The 16,563-nt window shown below is 73.8% G+C and carries 14 protein-coding genes; 8 read left to right on the top strand and 6 right to left on the bottom strand.

Features of this window, described 5'->3' with window-relative positions; all coding sequences use genetic code 11:
• Positions 1-54 precede the first annotated feature (54 nt).
• The gene (locus OO63_RS05060) at positions 55-2,466 is read left to right on the top strand and encodes a right-handed parallel beta-helix repeat-containing protein (protein WP_030358091.1); all 2,412 of its coding nucleotides are present in this window, start codon (positions 55-57) and stop codon (positions 2,464-2,466) included.
• Here OO63_RS05060 and OO63_RS05065 read toward each other — a convergent pair.
• Complete coding sequence (locus OO63_RS05065) at positions 2,417-4,912, bottom strand: hypothetical protein (protein WP_397622154.1); 2,496 nt, start codon at positions 4,910-4,912, stop codon at positions 2,417-2,419. The genes OO63_RS05060 and OO63_RS05065 overlap by 50 nt on opposite strands.
• 251 nt (positions 4,913-5,163) lie before the next feature.
• Here OO63_RS05065 and OO63_RS05070 point away from each other — a divergent pair, with 251 nt between their 5' ends.
• A complete protein-coding gene (locus tag OO63_RS05070) occupies positions 5,164-6,045 on the top strand; it encodes a DeoR/GlpR family DNA-binding transcription regulator (RefSeq protein ID WP_030358093.1) in 882 nt (293 codons plus the stop codon).
• A 62-nt stretch (positions 6,046-6,107) separates the two neighbouring features.
• Positions 6,108-6,608 (top strand): SRPBCC family protein, encoded by a 501-nt coding sequence (locus tag OO63_RS05075; RefSeq protein WP_030358094.1) that lies wholly within the window; start codon positions 6,108-6,110, stop codon positions 6,606-6,608.
• A 28-nt stretch (positions 6,609-6,636) separates the two neighbouring features.
• Here the strand turns inward: OO63_RS05075 and cds1 are convergent, their stop codons facing one another.
• Positions 6,637-7,743, bottom strand: coding sequence for an L-cysteine desulfhydrase Cds1 (gene cds1 / locus OO63_RS05080; RefSeq protein ID WP_051810582.1), 1,107 nt, complete (start codon positions 7,741-7,743; stop codon positions 6,637-6,639).
• A gap of 381 nt (positions 7,744-8,124) precedes the next feature.
• Here cds1 and OO63_RS05085 point away from each other — a divergent pair, with 381 nt between their 5' ends.
• Together OO63_RS05085 and OO63_RS05090 are read left to right on the top strand one after the other, a co-directional pair.
• Complete coding sequence (locus OO63_RS05085) at positions 8,125-8,451, top strand: hypothetical protein (RefSeq protein ID WP_030358096.1); 327 nt, start codon at positions 8,125-8,127, stop codon at positions 8,449-8,451.
• Between the two features lie 188 nt (positions 8,452-8,639).
• Positions 8,640-9,152 (top strand): ATP-binding protein, encoded by a 513-nt coding sequence (locus tag OO63_RS05090; RefSeq protein ID WP_078618946.1) that lies wholly within the window; start codon positions 8,640-8,642, stop codon positions 9,150-9,152.
• Positions 9,153-9,187: 35 nt separating this feature from the next.
• Here OO63_RS05090 and OO63_RS05095 read toward each other — a convergent pair whose 3' ends face one another.
• The 3 genes from OO63_RS05095 to OO63_RS05105 form a co-directional block, all read right to left on the bottom strand.
• On the bottom strand, positions 9,188-11,749 hold the full coding sequence (locus OO63_RS05095) for an ABC transporter permease (RefSeq protein ID WP_030358098.1): 2,562 nt from the start codon (positions 11,747-11,749) through the stop codon (positions 9,188-9,190).
• Between the two features lie 86 nt (positions 11,750-11,835).
• Positions 11,836-12,639, bottom strand: coding sequence for an ABC transporter ATP-binding protein (locus tag OO63_RS05100; protein WP_030358099.1), 804 nt, complete (start codon positions 12,637-12,639; stop codon positions 11,836-11,838).
• Complete coding sequence (locus OO63_RS05105) at positions 12,636-12,917, bottom strand: SHOCT domain-containing protein (protein ID WP_030358100.1); 282 nt, start codon at positions 12,915-12,917, stop codon at positions 12,636-12,638. The genes OO63_RS05100 and OO63_RS05105 overlap by 4 nt, the downstream gene beginning before the upstream one ends.
• Positions 12,918-13,165: 248 nt before the next feature.
• Between OO63_RS05105 and OO63_RS05110 the strand changes: the two genes are divergently transcribed.
• The 3 genes from OO63_RS05110 (at position 13,166) to OO63_RS05120 (ending at position 15,334) form a co-directional block, all read left to right on the top strand.
• Positions 13,166-13,741 carry a TetR/AcrR family transcriptional regulator gene (locus tag OO63_RS05110; RefSeq protein ID WP_030358101.1) on the top strand — a complete coding sequence of 192 codons (576 nt, stop codon included), beginning with the start codon at positions 13,166-13,168 and terminating at the stop codon, positions 13,739-13,741.
• Positions 13,742-13,814: 73 nt separating this feature from the next.
• Positions 13,815-14,402: a DUF4865 family protein gene (locus OO63_RS05115; RefSeq protein WP_030358102.1), complete on the top strand. Its 588-nt coding sequence runs from the start codon at positions 13,815-13,817 to the stop codon at positions 14,400-14,402.
• A complete protein-coding gene (locus OO63_RS05120; protein WP_030358103.1) occupies positions 14,396-15,334 on the top strand; it encodes a phosphotriesterase family protein in 939 nt (312 codons plus the stop codon). The genes OO63_RS05115 and OO63_RS05120 overlap by 7 nt, the downstream gene beginning before the upstream one ends.
• A gap of 183 nt (positions 15,335-15,517) precedes the next feature.
• On the opposite strand, the gene OO63_RS05125 is transcribed toward OO63_RS05120, so the two are convergent.
• The gene (locus tag OO63_RS05125; RefSeq protein WP_031192547.1) at positions 15,518-16,552 is read right to left on the bottom strand and encodes an NAD(P)/FAD-dependent oxidoreductase; all 1,035 of its coding nucleotides are present in this window, start codon (positions 16,550-16,552) and stop codon (positions 15,518-15,520) included.
• Between the last annotated feature and the right edge of the window lie 11 nt (positions 16,553-16,563).

A 16,563-nucleotide genomic window follows, 5' to 3' on the forward strand; every position in this document is an offset into this window, starting at 1 on the left:
CTTGCGCGCGGGCGCGAGGTCCCGCGAACTTCGAGGTGGGGGCAGAGCAACTCCATGGCACAGGGCACGGTCCAGGTGACGCACACCGGTACGTCGCGGTGGCGGCGCCGCACAGGCGAGTACGCATCGCTGGCGGCCGCCCTGGAGGCCGCGGGCGACGGGGACGTCCTGACGGTGGCCCCGGGGACGTACCGCGAGAACCTCGTCGTGCAGCGCGCGGTGACGCTGCGCGGCCCCGAGGGCTCCCCCGGTTCCGTGCGCATCGCGCCGGTGGACGGGGTGCCGCTGACGGTGCGGGCGTCCGCGCTCGTGCAGGACCTCCATGTGGAGGGCCAGGACTCGGCCGCGCCCGCGCTGCTCATCGAGGACGGCGCTCCGGAGCTGACGGACGTGCGGGTGATGACGCGCTCCGCCGCCGGGATCGAGGTGCGCGGCGGCGCCCGCCCGACGCTGCGCCGCTGCACGGTCGACAACCCGGGCGGCATCGGCATCGGCGTGCTCGACGGCGGCGGCGGGGTGTTCGAGGAGTGCGAGGTCGTCTCCGCGGGCCAGTCCGGCGTGGCGGTGCGCGGCGGCGGGCACCCGCGCCTGGAGCGCTGCCGGGTGCACCACGCGTCGGGCGCCGGTCTGTCCGTCACCGGTGAGGGCAGCGGCCTGGAGGCCGTCGGCTGCGAGGTGTACGAGATCAAGGGCTCCGGCGTGCAGATCACCGCGCGGGCCACGGCGCACCTCACGGACTGCGACGTGCACCGCACCACGTCCGACGGCGTCACGCTCGACACCGACGCCGTCCTCACCCTCGCCGACTGCCGCATCCACGACATCCCGGAGAACGCCGTCGACCTGCGCTCGCGCTCGGTCCTGACGCTGACGCGCACCACCGTCCGCGAGTTCGGCCGCAACGGCCTTTCGGTGTGGGACCCGGGCACGCGCGTCGACGCCAACCAGTGCGAGATCCACGACAGCACGGGCGACTATCCGGCCGTGTGGGTCAGCGACGGCGCGACGGCCGTCCTGGAGTCGTGCCGGGTGCACGACGTGCCGGACGCGCTGTTCGTCCTGGACCGGGGGTCACGCGTCGACGTCATAGACAGTGACCTGACGCAGGTGCGCAACACAGCGGTGTCGGTGAGCGACGGCGCGACCGCCCAGCTGGACGACGTGCGCATCCGCGAGGCCGCGACCGGCGCCTGGTTCCGCGACCACGGCAGCGGCGGCGTCCTCGCGGGCTGCACGGTGGACGGCACCCAGACGGGCGTGATCGTCACCAAGGGCGCCGACCCCACGATCGAGCGGTGCACCGTCACCTCCCCCGCCGAGGCGGGCTTCTACGTCTCCGCGGGCGGCCGCGGCAGCATGGACCGCTGCAAGGTCGTCGGCAGCGGCGGCTACGGCTTCCATGTGATCGACGGCTGTCGTACGACGCTGCGCAGGTGCCGTACGGAGCGCTGCGCGCGCGGAGGCTACGAATTCGCGGAGGACGGGCCGCTCGTCGAGGACTGCACGAGCGACGAGAGCGCGAGCGTCCGCCCCGCCGCGCCGGAGCCGGTCACGCAGACGGCCACGCAGTCCCCGGGGCTGCTCGGCGCGGTGCCCGCACGGCGCGAGCCGCAGGAGCCCGTCCCGGCCGTGCCCGAGCAGCAGTCCCGCTCGTCGAAGGACGTGCTCGGCGAACTCGACACGCTGGTCGGCCTGGAGAGCGTCAAGCGCGAGGTGCGGGCCCTCACCGACATGATCGAGGTGGGGCGGCGCCGCCAGGAGGCGGGCCTGAAGGCGGCCTCCGTCCGCCGCCACCTGGTGTTCACGGGCTCCCCCGGCACGGGCAAGACGACCGTCGCCCGGCTCTACGGCGAGATCCTCGCCTCGCTGGGCGTCCTGGAGCGCGGCCACCTCGTCGAGGTGTCCCGCGTGGACCTGGTCGGCGAGCACATCGGCTCGACGGCGATCCGCACCCAGGAGGCCTTCGAACGGGCCCGTGGCGGCGTCCTGTTCATCGACGAGGCGTACGCGCTCTCCCCCGAGGACTCCGGGCGGGACTTCGGCCGCGAGGCCATCGACACGCTCGTGAAGCTGATGGAGGACCAGCGGGACGCCGTGGTGGTCATCGTCGCGGGCTACACGGCGGAGATGAGCCGGTTCCTGTCCGTCAACCCGGGCGTGGCGTCCCGGTTCTCGCGCACCATCACCTTCGGCGACTACGCGCCCGAGGAACTCCTGCGCATCGTCGAGCAGCAGGCCGAGGAGCACGAGTACACGCTCGGCCCGGGCGCGGGCGAGGCGCTGCTCAAGTACTTCACGGCGATCCCGAAGGGCCCGGCGTTCGGCAACGGCCGTACGGCGCGGCAGACGTTCGAGGCGATGGTGGAGCGCCACGCGGGCCGGGTCGCGCAGCTCGGCGCACCGAGCACGGACGACCTCACCCTGCTGTACTCGGACGACCTCCCGGATCTTCCGGACCTGCTGTAGCTTCCGGCGCCGCACCGGCGGCCGGGGCCTCATCCACCCCCACTGCGGCTTCGCGCGCCCCCGCACCCTCCGGCCTCGGCCGCGGCACCGCCGGCCGCAGCCGGGCGAGCAGCCGCCCCCGCTCCTCCGCGAACGCCGGGTCGGCCTGGTAGTCGCCGTGCCCGAGGATCGGCGCGGGCAGCGGGTGGGCCTCGGTGCGGCCGTAGGCGAGCGGGTCCTTCAGGGGCTCCCGGTCGACCTGCGGGCCGCAGTCGCCGTGCAGTCGGACGGGGCCGCCGATGGGGTCGGTGGGGCGGTGCAGGTTGCGCCAGCAGTCGACCTCGCGGTGCAGGGAGCTGAGGGCGGCGGGGCCGAAGTGCGCGGGGAACCAGCGGCCGTAGAGGCGCTCCAGCGGTGAGCCGTACGTGAGCAGCGCGACGCGTTTGCGTACGGAGGGCAGCAGTTGCCAGGCCGCTGCCGCCGCGAGCACGCTGCCCTGCGAGTGGCCGGAGAGGACCAGGCGGCCGCCGGTGGCGCGCGTCCAGGTGTGCATGCGCCAGGTCAGGTCGGGCACCGCGCGCTCCGCGTAGCAGGGCGGCGCGAAGGGGTGCGCGGCGCGCGGCCAGAACGTGCCGACGTCCCACAGGATGCCGATGGTGCGGCGGGCGGAGGGGTCGCGGTAGGCGCGGCGGCCCCAGGTGACGAACAGTATGAAGCCGAGGCCGATCAGCCAGGACCCCAGGGCCTGCGCGGTCTCGGCGGTGCCCTCGACGAAGGCGGGCGCGCTCTTCGCCGCCTCCCCCGGCACCTCGCCGGTGGCCCAGGCGCCGATCAGGGCCGCCGCGCCGAGCAGCAGCGTCGCGACCGAGGTCACGCCGACGATCAGTGGCACCCGGTCGGTGAGGGCGGCGCCCGCGCGGGTGCTCGCGATGCGGCGCGTACGGGCGGTGTCGGGACGCTCGTCGGGGTAGTCGCGCGGCACCTGGGCCAGCTCCCGGCGCAGCCGCTGGGCGGTGCGCACCGCGAGCCAGCCGCACAGGGCGGCGACGACCACGAGCAGCGGCGGGATGACGGAGGCCTGCCAGGTGAGGAGTGCGGGCGGGCCGTCGATCGAGCCGCCCGCGCCGGGCGAGCCCGACCCGTCGAGCCAGTCGGCGACACGCTGCGAGCCGCCGCCCGACATCACGCCGCCGAGGGCGCAGGCCAGCATGGCGACGGCGGGGCCGCCGAGACCGCGGATGGCGGTGCGGGCGTCCGGGGACGTGCGGTGGATGTGGGTGGCGACCACGGCGAGGGCGAGCACCAGGGCGCCCTGGACGAGGGTGATCCCGCCGAACGTCGGGTTGCCGGGCAGCCGTCCGGCCGAGGTCCAGCCGGGGCGGGACCATCCGGCGTACAGGACCGCGAGGACGAGCAGGGCGAGGGCGACAAGCGGCAGCCGGCGCACCAGGGTGCGGTCAAGACGCCGGTCGAGGCGGTTCTCGCTGCGGCCTCGGCGGCAGACCACCCACACGACGACGGCTCCCCCGGCGACCAGGGCCGCCTCCAGGGCCCAGCCGAGGACGTCGAGGAGCGCGGGCCCGCCGGCCCTGCGGTCGTACCGGGCGGCGGAGGCGCCGACGGCGGCGGCGACCGTCAGGAGGCCCGCGGCCGTGTGGGCGGCGCGCAGCCGGGCGACGAGCCTGCGGCCGTACCAGAAGCCGGGCCTGCCCAGGGCGTTGCGGCTGGTCTCCTCCGGGTCCGGCTGGTGCGGCAGGGGCTGCTGGGACTCGTACGCGCTCCAGGTGCGGTGGGACAGGTACCAGAGCAGGCCGGTCAGCGCGGCGGGAAGGAGTGCCGCGAGCGCGAGGCGGCGGCCTGGCTGCGACCACCAGCCGCCGCCCCCGGCAGACTCGGGCGCGAGGAAGCCGAGCCAGGAGTGGTCGTCGACGCAGGCGCGGGTGCCCGCGCACTGCCAGGCCGTCAGGTCGATGGCGATCTCGCAGGCGGCGGCGACCAGGAGCACGGTGAGGCTGAGGGCGATCAAGCGCACCAGGAGGCCGTACGTCCGCACGGCGCGTTTGGCGCGGCGGGCCGTGGGCCGCATCCAGTGGGCGAGGTTGACCACCATGAACGGCAGGAGCAGCAGCCACAGGGCGCGGGAGCCGTTGCCCGAGGTCAGGTTGGACCAGACGTAGGCCTCCGGGACCGGACGGTCGCGGTGGTCGGCCGGGCGGGACTCGGCGTCCACGTCGTCGGTGCGGCGGTGGACGGCGGCGGTGCCGTCGCCGGACACGCGGACCGTGCGGGGGTCGCCGAGCATCTCCTCGGGCGTGGTGCCGCCGACGCCGTGGACGAGGAGTTCCAGCGCGATCGGCTCGGCCTCCTCGCCGTGGTCCGGGTGTGCCGTGGGGACCGGGTCCACCGCCTTGTTCGGGTGTTCCGGTCCGTTCTTCCCGGCGGTCCGGGCCGCCGTGGCGCGCTCCACTGTTCCGCTTCCCCCGAGTCGTGCGCTGTCATGGGCCGTGTGCGGGGCCATGCAAGCAGTGCAGGGACACAAGGATCGCCGTTTCCCGCCCCGCACGCAGCCACCCTCACGTAATCTCCCCCTTCGGCAGGTCCCCCTTCCGGATGGCGGGGCCGCCCGGTCGGTGGCACCCGCAACGACTGCTCGTGCGAGGATGAGGCGACCCGACAACGGACTGACGGGCTTGACTGGGCGAAAGGGCCGGACCTGACGTGAGTGAGAATCAGAACCTCCTCGCGGAGCAGCGTCGCGCCCTGATCCTCGACGAGGTCCGCCGCCGTGGCGGCGTCCGCGTCAATGAACTCACCAGAAAACTGGGCGTGTCGGACATGACCGTCCGCCGCGATCTGGACGCGCTCGCCCGTCTCGGCGTCCTGGAGAAGGTGCACGGCGGCGCCGTCCCCGTGGCCGAGGCCAGCACGCACGAGCCGGGCTTCGAGGCCAAGTCGGGCCTGGAGCTGACCGCCAAGGAGGACATCGCGCGGACCGCGGCGACCCTGGTGGCGCCGGGCACGGCCATCGCGCTCTCCGGCGGCACCACGACGTACGCCCTCGCCCACCACCTGCTCGACGTCCCGGACCTGACGGTGGTGACGAACTCGGTGCGCGTCGCCGACGTCTTCCACTCCGCGCAGCGCAGCTCCGGCCAGCGGCAGGGCGCGGCCACGGTGGTCCTCACGGGCGGGGTGCGCACGCCGTCGGACTCGCTGGTCGGTCCGGTGGCCGATCAGGCGATCGCGGCGCTCCACTTCGACGTCCTCTTCCTCGGTGTGCACGGCATATCGGCCGAGGCCGGTCTGTCCACGCCCAACCTCGCGGAGGCGGAGACGAACCGGCGCCTGGTGCAGTCCGCGCGCCGGGTGGTCGTGGTCGCGGACCACACCAAGTGGGGCACGGTGGGCCTGAGTTCGTTCGCGACACTCGGTCAGGTGGACACGCTGGTGACGGACGCGGGGCTGCCCGCGCGGGCCCGCGTGGAGATCTCCGAGCAGTTGCGGCGGCTCCTGGTCGCGGGCGCGCCCGAGGACGGCGCGGACCCCGCCGAAACCCCGGGCACCGCGCTCGCCGACGACGAGAACTCCGCAGACTTCTGACAGGCCCCGGGCTATGGTGGGCGGACCCGGTCACCGCCTCGTCCCGCCTGGGGGTCGCGTTCATGCCACGCCGACTGAGGCCCGAGGGCCTGGAGTTCATCGAGACCGCTCCGGTACGTCTGGTGTTCACGCACGATGTCGCGGCGCCGCCCAAGGCGGTGTACGAGGTCCTTGAGGACGTCCGGCGCCTGCCCTCGTGGCACAGCTCGGTGGTGTACGCCCGGCCCTTCGACGACGGCTCGGGCCGTCTGGTGCGCATCCAGGGGCGGTTCTGGTTCCGCGAGACCTTCCTCGCCACGGACGCGCCCACGCGGTACGCCTACCGCATCGACCTGACCAACTTCCCGGGTCTGCGCGCCCTGGTCGAGGAGTGGCGGCTCATCCCGCTGGAGCCGGCCGACGGCCGGGGACCGGGCACCCGTGTGCAGTGGACGTACGCCGCGGACGCCGTGGCCCTGACGCGGTTCCTGATGCAACGCGGCGGCCGCCGGGGCATGGGCACGTCCTTCCACGCCGCGGTCGCGAACCTGGACCGGCAGCTCTCCGGCGCGCACGGCGACTGACCCGGCCCAAGCCCCGGCCCAGGTGGGCCTAACCGGCGTGCGCGGGCCACTCCCCCGTGGCGAGCAGCCCCTCGATCGTCCGCTCGTACGGCGCGATGTCGAGCCCCTGCCCGGCCAGCCACGCGTCCGAGTAGTACTTGTCCAGGTAGCGCTCGCCCGGGTCGCAGATGAGGGTGACGACGCTGCCGGTGCGGCCCGCGGCCACCATCTCCGCGGCGATCCTGAGGGCGCTCCACAGGCCCGTGCCGGTCGAGCCGCCCGCCTTGCGGCCGATGGCCCGGTCCAGGGCGCGCACCGCGGCGACACTCGCCGCGTCGGGGACCTTCATCATGCGGTCGATGGCGCCGGGCACGAAGCTCGGCTCCATGCGCGGCCTGCCGATGCCCTCGATGCGCGAGCCGCAGTCGCTGGAGGCGTCCGGGTCGTTCTTCGTCCAGCCGTCGAAGAAACAGGAGTTCTCCGGGTCGGCGACACAGATCCGGGTGTCGTGCTGCATGTAGTGGACGTAGCGCGCGATGGTCGCGGAGGTGCCGCCGGTGCCCGCCGTGGCGACGATCCACGCGGGCTCCGGGTGCCGCTCCAGGCGCAGTTGCTGGAACATCGACTCGGCGATGTTGTTGTTGCCGCGCCAGTCGGTGGCCCGTTCCGCGTAGGTGAACTGGTCCATGTAGTGGCCGCCGGTCTCGACGGCGAGGCGGGCGGACTCCGCGTACATGGTGCGCGAGTCGTCCACGAAGTGGCACCGGCCGCCGTGGAACTCGATGAGGCGGCACTTCTCGGCGCTCGTCGTGCGCGGCATCACCGCGATGAAGGGCACGCCGATGAGCTTCGCGAAGTACGCCTCGGAGACGGCCGTCGAGCCGCTGGACGCCTCGATCACGGGCCGCCCCGGGCGGATCCAGCCATTGCACAGGCCGTACAGGAACAGCGAGCGGGCGAGCCGGTGCTTGAGGCTGCCGGTCGGGTGCGTCGACTCGTCCTTGAGGTACAGGTCGATGCCCCACCGCTCGGGCAGCGGGAAGCGCAGCAGATGGGTGTCCGCGGAGCGGTTGGCGTCGGCCTGGACCTTGCGCACGGCCTCTTTCAGCCAAGTGCGGTACGCGTCGTCGCTGCGGTCCACGTCGAGTGTGGCCATCGGCTCGTCGGCCGGATCGTGCTGGGTGGTGCTCACCGCGGGCTCCTTAGGCCTCGTGCCGGAACGGGATCGATCCGGCCGGACACCTCGATGATAAACACCCACAACACGGCTCTCACCTGCATAAACACACCTTTTGAGCACCCAAAGGAGGTCCTTGCCCACCGGGTGGCCCCGTGCGGCGGGGCGCGCCGGTCACGCACCGAAGTGGCATGTGCGCCGTCGCCGGGCACACTGGTCCTCGACGCCGTGCGCGTGCACACTGCACCGCACGGAACAGGGGTAGGTTTCAAGCAGGTGCCGTACGACGTGCGTGCGGCGCCGTGGGTCACCACACCGAGGGCGCGTCGACACCAGGCGCACGAGGGGGGGCGGAGCCTCATGGCGGAGCCGGAGTTCAGGGCCACGGGCGTAGGGATCGGGCGGCGGCTGCGGTCGCTGACCCATGCGGGCCAGGTCCGGATCAGCGACGGCAGGCTGGAGTTGCTCACCAGTTACGGCACGGAGATCGACAGCGCGCCGCTGCGCGCGGTGCGCGCGGCGAAGCCCTGGTTCGCCCCGCAGGACAAGGCGCTCGCCGAGGTCAACGGCACCCGGTATCTGCTGACGATGGGCGAGCACGATCCGGTGCCCGGGGAGGCGGGGCCGCCCACGGTCCGGACCTTCCTCGAAGCGGTACGTCGCGCGGCCGGCGGCCGCCGGGGCTGAGGGGCGCGGCCGGGGCGCGAGTTGCACGCCCCCACCCCCTGAGTCACGCTGGTGTCACATCACTCTGGGTTTACCGGTGATAACGCTGCGAACCAGCCCGCCGGTCACCACCGCAGGCGGCGGCGCGAGCGGCCCCTGCCGGATCCGAACGCCGTCTTCTTCCGGACCTCAATTCGGGGAGTCGCACCGTGATCAGCCAGCCGAGCAGGCATTGCACGGTAGAGCTCCAAGCCCTGCCGTCGCGGATCGGCCAGGTCCGCAGAATCGTCTCTGCGCAGTTGCGCTACTGGCATCTCGATCCCTTGATAGACCAGGCCGCACTCGGCGTGACCGAGCTGCTGACCAACGTCCACCGGCACGCCGAGCCGGACAAGACCTGCACCGTGGAGATCGAGCTGCTGCTCGAACGCCTCATGGTCTCCGTCCACGACCACGATCCGAGGCTTCCCGTGGTGCACGACGCCGATCCGTTCGAGACCTGCGGGCGCGGGCTCGCGATGGTCGCGGCGGTCAGCGAGAGCTGGGGCGCGCAGCCGCAGGGCGACTCGGGCAAGGTCGTCTGGTTCACGCTCTGCGCGCCGTCGGCCACCGCGCCGCTGCCGGCGTATCCGGTGTACGGCACCGCGTGCGCCGCCCCGTTCGCCGAGGCCCCCGCCCCCGTCGGCGCCCATGCTCCCGCCCGGTCCGCCGTTGCCGGCTGACCGGGCGGTGACTTCACCTCCGCGCTCGACCGCGCTCACTCCGCGGCGATGGCCCGCAGGACGTCGAGGCGGGCGGCGCGCCGGGCCGGACGCAGGCCCGCGAGCGCTCCGGCCGCCAGGCCCACCAGGGCGACCACGGCGAGCTGGGTCGGCGGCAGCGCGAACGCGAAGACGCTGTCGGACGCGCCGTCGGACGCCTTGACCAGGACCCAGCCGAGGAAGCCGCCGAGGGCCAGGCCGCCCGCCGTGCCGAACGCGGCGACCAGGACGGACTCCCAGCGGACCATGGCCCGCAGCTGTCCTCGGGTCTGGCCGACGGCCCGCAGCAGGCCCAGTTCGCGGGTGCGTTCGTGCACGGCGAGGGTCAGGGTGTTGGCGATCCCGAGCAGGGCGATGAGGACGGCGAGGGCGAGCAGGGCGTAGACGAGGGTCAGCATCATGTCGATGCCGCCGGCCGCGGACTGCGCGTACTCGTCGCGCGTCTGGACCTCCGGGTTGCCGTACTCCTTCGCCACCGCCGACACCGCGGCCTTGCCGTCCGCCGCGCTCACCCCGTCCTTGAAGGTCACCGCCACCAGCGTGTCGGAGTCCTGGCCGCGGTGCGGGGCCCAGGCGTCGCGGGTGATGACGTAGTCGCCCGCGAGCTCGGACTGTCCGTAGACGGCACGGACCGTGAAGGTGTCCTTCTTGCCGTCGGTGAAGGCGAGTTCGGCCTTGTCGCCGACGGTGAGGTGCTGCTTGTCGGCTTCCGCGCGGGTGAGCGCGATGCCGTCGTCGCCGAGGTCGCCGAGCGATCCGTCGACCGTGCCGAGGTCGAAGGACTTGGCGAGCGCGACCGGGTCGGTGACGGTCAACGCCCGGCCCTGGCCGTTGACTTCGGCCACGCCCCGGCCGAGGCCGACGGCCGTGGCGACCTCCGGGCGCTCCCCGACGGCGGGCGCGAGCCGGGGGCTGAGGCCGCTGCCGCCCGCCCCGAAGGACGGTGTGCTGACGGCGACGTCGCCCGCGAAGGAGCGCGACACCGTCTGGTCCATGGTGGCCTTCAGCGAGGCGCCGAAGACGGTGAACAGGCAGACGACGGCGACGCCGATCATCAGGGCGCTCGCGGTGGCGGCGGTGCGCTTGGGGCTGCGCAGGGCGTTGCGCCGGGCCAGGGATCCGGTGACGCCGCGCAGCCGGTCCAGCGGCCCGCCGAGGATCCGCACCGCGCGCGACGACGCGACGGGACCGAGGACCACGAACGCGGCGAGGGCGAGGACCGCGCCGCCGCCCGCCAGCCAGATCGACGGCGAGGCGAGCACGCCGACCAGGGTGAGGGCGACGGCCGCGACGGCGATGCCGGTGCCGACGGCCGCGCGGGCGCGGGAGGCACCGGAGTGGTCGACGGCCGTCTCGCGCAGGGCCGCCAGCGGCGCGGTGCGTCCGGCGCGGACGGCGGGAAGGAGCGCGGACGCCACGCACACGGCGACGCCGACCGCGAGGGGCAGCAGCATCGACGTACCGCTGATCACCAAGTCGCCCTCGGGGAAGGGGAATCCGATGGCCGGGAACAGCGCCTGGAGTCCGGCGGCGATGCCGATGCCGCCCGCGAGGCCCGCGACGGACGCCACGACGGCGACGACGGACGCCTCGGCAAGGGTCGCCGCGGTGACCTGGCGGCGGGAGGCGCCGAGGGCGCGGAGCAGCGCGTTCTCGCGGGTGCGCTGGGCCACGACGATCGCGAAGGTGTTGTGGATGGAGAAGGTGGCCACCAGCAGCGCGATGCCGGAGAAGACCAGCAGGAACGTGGTGAACAGGGTCAGGAACTGACCGGAGATCATGTCGGAGTTCTCCTCCGCCGCCTCCTGTCCGGTGATGGCCTCGACTCCCTTGGGCAGCACGGGGGTCAGCGCGTCGACGAGCTCCTGCTGGCTCGTTCCGGGCCCGGCGCGCACCTGCACGGTCGCGGCCTCGCCGGGCTTCGGCATCAGGTACTTCTCGGCGTCAGCGCGCGTCATGCCCGTGAACGTGGTCTGCGCCATGCCGTCCTCGCCGCCGAACGTGGCGAGGCCGACGATCGTGACCTTCACCGGGTCGGGGGTGCGCAGCGTCGTGGTGTCGCCGATCTTCAGGTCGCCGCTCTCGGCGGCGCCGCGGTTGACGACCACCTCGCCGCTCCTGGCGGGGGCGCGGCCCTCGGCCAGGCGGTAGGCGTTCAGCTCCGTGTCGGTGATCCAGTTCCCGGCGAGGGTGGGCGGGCCCTGGCCGCCGATCGGGTCGCCGTCCTTGCCGATCAGCTGGCCCGCGCCCTGGATGGCGGGCACGGCGGCGGCGACGCCGGGGACCTTCTCGATGCGGTCGACCAGGGCGGTGTCGATGTTCCGGCGCACGCCCTGGCTCTCGCCGGGCGTGGTGATGGTGTCGGCGCCGCGGACGACCGCGTCGGTGCCGCGGGTGGCGTTGCCGAACATCGTGTCGAAGCTGGCGCGCAGGGTGTCGCCCATGACGAGGGTGCCCGCCAGGAACGCGACGCCGAGCAGCACCGCGAAGAACGTACCGGCGAAGCGGCGCTTGTGGCCGCGCAGCGAGGTGAGGCTGATGCGGAGGGCGGCGGCCAGGGAGCCGGTGGGGGCGCCGGGCCGGGCGGGGCCCCGCGGGCCGGTGGGGCTGCCGGGCCCGGCAGCGTCGCGCGGACCGGTGGCACTCATGAGGGTGCTCCTTCGGAGTTCGTGGCCGACCGTGCGTCGAACGCCTTCAGGCGGTCCAGGACCTTGTCGGCCGTGGGCGCCGCCATCCGGTCCACGAGGCGGCCGTCGGCGAGGAAGACGACCTCGTCGGCGTGGGCGGCGGCCACCGGGTCGTGGGTGACCATGACGACGGTGCGGCCCATCTCGCGCACCGCGCGGCCGAGCAGGCCGAGGACCTCCTCGCCGGAGCGGGAGTCGAGGTTGCCGGTGGGCTCGTCGGCGAAGACGACATCGGGGCGGCCCGCGAACGCCCGGGCCACGGCGACGCGTTGCTGCTGGCCGCCGGAGAGTTCGGCGGGCCGGTGACACAGCCGGTCACGCAGGCCGACGACGTCGATGAGGGCGTCCGTCCACTCCAGGGTGTCCCGGTCGAAGCGCCGCCCTGCCAGGTCCATCGGCAGCCTGATGTTCTCGGCGACGGTCAGCGTCGGCACCAGGTTGAAGGCCTGGAAGACGAAGCCGACGCGGTCGCGGCGCAGCAGGGTCAGGCGCCGGTCGTCGAGCGGGCCGAGCTCGGTGTCGCCGATGTACGCGGAGCCGGAGGTCAGGGTGTCCAGACCGGCCGCACAGTGCATCAGTGTGGACTTGCCCGAGCCCGACGGGCCCATGATCGCCGTGAAGCGTCCGGCGGGAAAGCCGACGCTCACGCCGTCGAGGGCCCTCACAGCGGTGTCCGAGGACGAGCCGTAGACCTTCACGGCCGACTCGACCCGCGCGGCGTCCGGAGCGGTGGACCGCTGCCGGGGGGTGGCGGTGCTCATGCCCTGCCACCGCCCTTCGCGGTGCGGCCGAACTCCTCGCTGAGGACGCTCAGACGGCGCCAGTACTCGTCCTCGTCGATCTCACCGGCCGCGAAGCGGTGGCCGAGCACGGCGATCGGCGACTTGTCGTCGCTCACACCGGTCCGCCAGGGTCCGCGCCGGCCGCGCCAGACGGTACGGCGCAGGAAGGTCACGACGCCGATGACGACGGCCGCCCAGATCAGCGGGAAGAACAGGATCCACGGGCCGGGTCCGCCGTCGAATGCCAGGGTCTGCACGATGTCCATCTCCTCGGGAAGCGGGGGTGGGTACCAGCGCCGCGACCAGGGCTTTCGCCCCTCGCTCCGCACTGGTTCCGTTCGCTTACGAGGCTCCTCGCCGGGGCACGCGAAGTCGTCGTACGGCCAGCGGCCGTGTGCGTACCTCCTGGGGAGTACGCGGCCGCGCACCGCCTGCTTCTCCGGTACGGAACGACGCGCACGAACCCACCTCGCCACCTCCCACCTGGACTTCTGTACCTAGTAGTATGTACAGTCGTGTCATGAGCACTCCGGAGCGTCTGATCGAGTCCACGCGTGAACTGCTGTGGGAGCGCGGCTACGTCGGCACCAGCCCCAAGGCGATCCAGCAGCACGCGGGCGCCGGGCAGGGCAGCATGTACCACCACTTCGCGGGCAAGCCGGATCTGGCCCTCGCGGCGATCCGCCGCACCGCCGACGAGATGCGCGCCACGGCGGAGGCGACTTTGGCGGGTGACGGACCGGCGTACGACCGCGTCTCCTCGTATCTCCTGCGCGAGCGGGACGTGCTGCGCGGCTGCCCGGTCGGGCGGCTGACGATGGACCCCGATGTGATCGCCAGCGACGAGCTGCGGGCGCCGGTCACTGAGACCCTCGAATGGCTGCGCGGGCGGCTCGCGGGCATCGTCCAGGAGGGCGTGGACCGGGGCGAGTTCGGCGCCGCGCTCGACGCGGGCGAGGTCGCGTCGGCGATCGTCGCGACCGTGCAGGGCGGCTATGTCCTGGCCCGCGCGACGGGCTCGCCGGAGGCGTTCGACGCGGGGGTGCGGGGTCTGCTGGCGCTGCTCGCGCCGCGCGCCTGAGCACGGCGCCGGGCCCTCCCCGCGTACCCGCCGACCTCCTGACGCCCGCCCCCGCGCCTTCCCTGGAGCACACATGCACGCCAAGCAGTACGAGATCACCCTGCCCGCCGACTACGACATGGGCGTCATCCGCGAGCGCGTCGCCACCAAGGGCCATCTCCTCGACGCCTTCCCGGGGTTGGGCTTCAAGGCGTATCTGCTGCGCGAACGCGGCGTCGACGGCTCACCGGTGAACCAGTACGCGCCGTTCTACCTCTGGAACACCGCCGAAGGCCTCGGCTCCTTCCTCTGGGGCCCCGGATTCCAGGGGCTGTACGACGACTTCGGACGTCCGGTGGTGCAGCACTGGATGGCGGTGGGGTACGAGGACGGGGGAGCCGCCGGTGACCGGCCCGTCGCCGCCGTACGGCATCGCAGGCCCGTCCCCGAGGACACCCGCACCACCGACCTTGCCGAGGAATTGCTCACGGAGGCACAGGAGTTGGCAGGCCGGGACGGTGCCGTCGGCGTCCTGGTCGCGGTCGACCCTCGGCACTGGGAGGCGGTGACGTTCTCGCTGTGGGCCGAGGGGGCGGCGGCGAAGGCGAGCGGTGAGGTGTTCCAGGTGCTGCACTTCTCCACGCCAAACCTGGGGCAGGTCGGGCGGGGGCGGGCGTGGTGAGCGTGGGCGCGGCCGCCGTCCGAACCGTCCTCGGCGATGTCGAACCCGGCGGCCTGGGGGCCTGTGACGCCCACGACCACCTCTTCCTGTGGAGCCCTCAACTCCCGGGCCAGGAGCTGGACTCCGTGGCCGCCGCTGCGGCCGAGCTGGCCGCGTTCCGCGCCGAGGGCGGGCGGAGCGTCGTGCAGTGGACGCCGCACGGCATGGGACGGCGCGCCGCCGACCTGCCCGGCCTCGCACGCACGACGGGCGTCCGGATCGTGGCGGCCACCGGGCTGCACCAGGCGGTGCACTACTCCCCGGATCTGCTGAGGGAGCTGGGCGACGGCGACCCCGACGTCCTCGCCGCGGTGTTCGTGCGCGAACTCACGCAAGGCATCGGCGACACGGGTGTGCGGGCCGGGCTCATCAAGGTCGCGGGCGGCTTCCACGCCCTGGACGCGCACGCCCGCTGGACGATGACCGCGGCGGCCGGGGCCCACCTGGCGACGGGCGCGCCGATCGCCGTCCACCTGGAACTCGGCACGGGCGTCCTCGACGTACTCGACCTGCTGTGCGGCGAGTTGGAGGTACCACCGGGCAAGGTGATCCTGGGGCACCTCAACCGCTCCCCCGACCTGGACGTGCACCGGGAGGCGGCATCGGCGGGCGCCTGGCTGGCCTTTGACGGACCGTCACGCACCAACCACGCCACGGACTGGCGAATGCCGGACGCCGTGCGCGCCCTCGCCGACGCCGGGCACGGCGATCAGCTCCTCCTGGGCGGCGACACCACGACCGCCGGAGCGCGTGCGGTGAACGGCGGCCCGGGGATGCCGCACCTGCTGCGCCGGGTACGGCCACGCCTGGAGGCGGCCGTGGGCAAGGAGTTGGTGGACCGGATCGTGACGGTGAACGCGGGGCGGGCGTTCGGGGTCGTGTGGCCGGGGTGAGACGGGGCCGCGGGCGGGGGTGCCTGGGTAGGTCGGAGTGGGCGAGGCCGGGGCTGCGGGATCGTCGGACGGACGAGCATCCCGCACCACGGCTCCCCCTCGCGCCGCGCACCACCGCTCCCCCTCCCGCCCCGCACCACCGCACACCCCGCACCACCGCATGACCCCATGGCCAGCACCGCCCTAGGCACCCCGCCCAGCCCCACCCCTCACACCGACACCCGCACCCGCACCCGCACCCGCACCCGCACCCGCACCCGCACCAACCGACGCCTCCCGGTACACGGCGACCGCCCGCTCCGTGTCCTCGTTCACCAGATCGGCGTTGATCTGCGCCGCCGCGAACGCCCCCGCCGCCGCGGCCCCGCCGACCTGCGCGGACAGGTCCGAGGCGTTGCCCGCGATCCACACGCCGGGCGCGTCCGTGCGGCCCGTCGCGTCCGCCTGCACGTACTCGCCCGCGGGATGCGGCACCGGCTCCACCCCGAGCGCCTTCAGGAAACCGACGCGCGCCACCATCCGCGGCCCGACGACCAGCGCTTCCCGGCGCACCAGCCTGCCGTCGGCCATCCGCAGGCCCACGAGGCGGTCGTCGTCGACCTCCACGGCCGCGACCTCCCCTTCCTCCACCCGGATCCCGCGGGCGGCGAGACGCTCCGCCTCCTCGTCGGTCAGGGGCTGCGCGGTGTGCGCGAAGTACGTGATGTCGGCGCTCCACTGCCGCAGCAGCAGCGTCTGGTGCAACGACATCGGCCCGCCCGCGAGCACGCCGATGGCCTGGTCCCGCACCTCCCAGCCGTGGCAGTACGGGCAGTGGAGCACGTCCCGGCCCCACCGCTCGCGCACCCCCGGCACGTCGGGCAGCTCGTCCACCAGGCCGGTCGCGACCAGCACCCGGCGCGCCCGGACCGTCCGGCCGTCGGCCAGACCGACCACGAAGCCGTCGCCGTCCCGGGTCACCTCCTCGACCCGGCCCGACACCACCTGACCGCCGTACCCGCGCACCTCTGCCCGGCCGCGCTCCAACAGCTCGGCGGGCGGGGTGCCCTCCCGCGCGAACAGCCCGTGCACCGCGTCGGCCGGGGCGTTCCGCGGGGCTCCCGCGTCCACGACCACCACCGACCTGCGCGCCCGGGCCAGCACCAGGGCGCCGTTCAGACCGGCGGAGCCACCGCCGATCACCACTACGTCGTACGCGTCGTCCAATGGATCGTTCATGACCAACACCT

Origin of the sequence: Streptomyces alboflavus (assembly GCF_000716675.1) — a bacterium.
Classification (GTDB): domain Bacteria; phylum Actinomycetota; class Actinomycetes; order Streptomycetales; family Streptomycetaceae; genus Streptomyces; species Streptomyces alboflavus.